Source organism: Rhodococcus sp. PAE-6 (assembly GCF_025290685.1).
GTDB classification, from domain to species: Bacteria; Actinomycetota; Actinomycetes; order Mycobacteriales; family Mycobacteriaceae; genus Rhodococcus; species Rhodococcus pyridinivorans.
The window spans coordinates 1-2,284 of record NZ_JAOCLZ010000062.1; the positions used below are offsets into that span (position 1 = coordinate 1).

Genomic DNA, 2,284 nt, shown 5'->3' on the forward strand with positions numbered 1-2,284 from the left:
ACCATTTCGCAGCAGCCGCCTGATCGGCGCAGAGCGACAGCCTACCTCTGACTGCCGCCAATCTTTGCAACAGAGCCCGATCTCGAGTGTTCGAAGGTGTGCGTCGGATGCACGGCTGTACTGGTGGGTGCTACTTGCTACCGAATTCGATGATCCCGCGGATATTGCGTCCGTCGTGCATGTCCGCGTACGCCTGGTTGATCTGGTCGAGGGTATAGCGGCGGGTGATCAGTTCGTCGAGCTTGAGCTTGCCCGACTGGTACAACCGCAGCAGCATCGGCATCGCCTCGCGCGGGGAAGCCATGCCGTACAGCGCACCTTGGATGCGCTTCTGGAACATGGACAGCGTGAATGCGTTGACGCCGGGGAGTCCGTCCTCGTCGATTGGGCCCAGGCCGGTAATGACGAGGGTGCCGGCTTTGCGAATTGCGTTGTACGCCCTACCGATATCCTCTCCGTGCACAATACCCATCGTGACGATGGCGGAGTCTGCGCCCTGCCCATTGGTGATTGACTTGACGAACTCGTCGGCCTCGGCGAAGTCGGCAAAGGTCTCGGTGGCGCCGAAGATGGGGGCTTGCTCCCGCTTGAACGGTGCGGGATCCACCACGACGACGTGACTCGCGCCGGACATTGCGGCGCCCTGCACGGCATTCATCCCGACCCCACCTGCACCGATGACCAAGACGACGTCGCCGGCCCTTACCTCCGCCGCCGTGGTTGCAGAACCAAAACCGGTCTGGACACCGCAGGCCACGAGGCAGGCGACATCGAGTGGGATGTCCTTATCGATCCGGACAACCGACATCTGGTCGTACACTTGCCATTCGGCGAAGGTTCCGAGCGTGCTCAGTGTCCCGATATCGGTTCCGTCGATGTGCATCCGGTATCCACCACTCGGCTGCGTACCTTCGAGAATGATGGCCCCGTTGTCGCACAGGTTCTGCATTCCCATTGCGCACCAGCGACATTTCCCGCAGGCCGGGATGAATGAGGTGATGACATGGTCACCGACAGCGAGGTCGTGGACTTCTGCTCCTACCTTGCGAACGATCCCGGCTCCTTCGTGCCCACCGACGATAGGACGCGGGGTCGGCATGTCGCCAGTAACCGAATGATCGTCCGAATGACATAGTCCTGTCGCCTTCATCTCGACAAGTACCTCGGTAGGGCCCGGGTCATCGAGTTCTACAGTCTGAACCTTCCAATCTGCGTTCAGTTCCCACAGAACAGCAGCCTGAGTCTTCATGATGTGGTCCTCCAAGGGGTGACAAATGCACAGTGTGAATCGAGCGGATACATCGGTGATGCGTTTGAGAGCATCTGCACCTAGTGGTGATGTACATCATAAATCTACGGTTCGTTTGATTCTCTGTCAAGAGCGTGCCGACTCGAATTCGCCTGCACACAAGTCGGTTACCCTTCAGAGGGAACGGATCTGGTTGTGCCCCTAGTCGAGCGCGGCAGCCAGTCGGCCGGTCAGGCCGCCCTTCTGCAGTCTGCTGATGCCCTCTCCTATCTCGTCGAAGCCGATCTGCTCGATCTTCGGAGTGAAAACGCCAGTCGAGATCAAGTCGAGGACGGCTTTGAGGTCTTCTTGGGAGCTCCCCAAAGAGCCTTCCAGTCGAACCTGTTTGAGAACCAGGTCCTGTTTCGAAATCGTCGATTCTATGCTGCCCAGGCCTACCTGGACCACGACCCCGCCTTGTCGTACCGCATGCAGCGCAGCACTGGTTGTGGTTTCGAATCCGGCGAAGTCCACAACGACGTCGGGCGAGTGCTCAACCAGATCGGCAGCGTCAGTGTAGGTTTGGGCGACACCCAGGCGCTTTGCCTCCGCGAAGACGTCTTCGTTGGTGTCCACCCCGTATACCGCCGCCCCTGTCAGCGCCGCGAAGCGGGCGCCGGCCAGGCCGAGTCCGCCTAGGCCGATGATTCCGACGACAGAGTCCTTGGTGACCCCGCCGACAGTATGCACAGCATGGTATGAGGTTGCGGCGGAGTCCGAGGCGACTGCGGCTTGGACCAAGGAGACATTGTCCGGCACGCCGATGATCTCGTCTTCGTAAATGACGGTTTTCTCTGCGTACCCGCCATCTCGGCCCAGACCCGGACCCCATGGTGGTGGTTTCAGGTAACCGATCGTCACACGGTCGCCGATCGAATGGCCGGTCACACCCTCCCCGAGCTCGGTGATGATGCCGCCGACGGCTCTGTTGCAAAGATTGGCGGCAGTCAGAGGTAGGCTGTCGCTCTGCGCCGATCAGGCGGCTGCTGCGAAATG

General features: G+C 60.2%; 2 protein-coding genes. Both read right to left on the reverse strand.

Features of this window, described 5'->3' with window-relative positions:
• Positions 1 to 130 precede the first annotated feature (130 nt).
• Entirely contained in the window at positions 131 to 1,249 is a 1,119-nt protein-coding gene (locus tag NVV99_RS26160; protein ID WP_241064996.1) for an NDMA-dependent alcohol dehydrogenase, read from the reverse strand.
• A 201-nt stretch (positions 1,250 to 1,450) separates the two neighbouring features.
• Positions 1,451 to 2,176 carry a zinc-binding dehydrogenase gene (locus NVV99_RS26165; RefSeq protein WP_260783271.1) on the reverse strand — a complete coding sequence of 242 codons (726 nt, stop codon included), beginning with the start codon at positions 2,174 to 2,176 and terminating at the stop codon, positions 1,451 to 1,453.
• Between the last annotated feature and the right edge of the window lie 108 nt (positions 2,177 to 2,284).

Coding starts and splice junctions, on each gene's coding strand:
- NVV99_RS26160 (WP_241064996.1), bottom strand. CDS start 1,249: ATGAAGACTCAGGCTGCTGTTCTGTGGGAACTGAACGCAGATTGGAAG.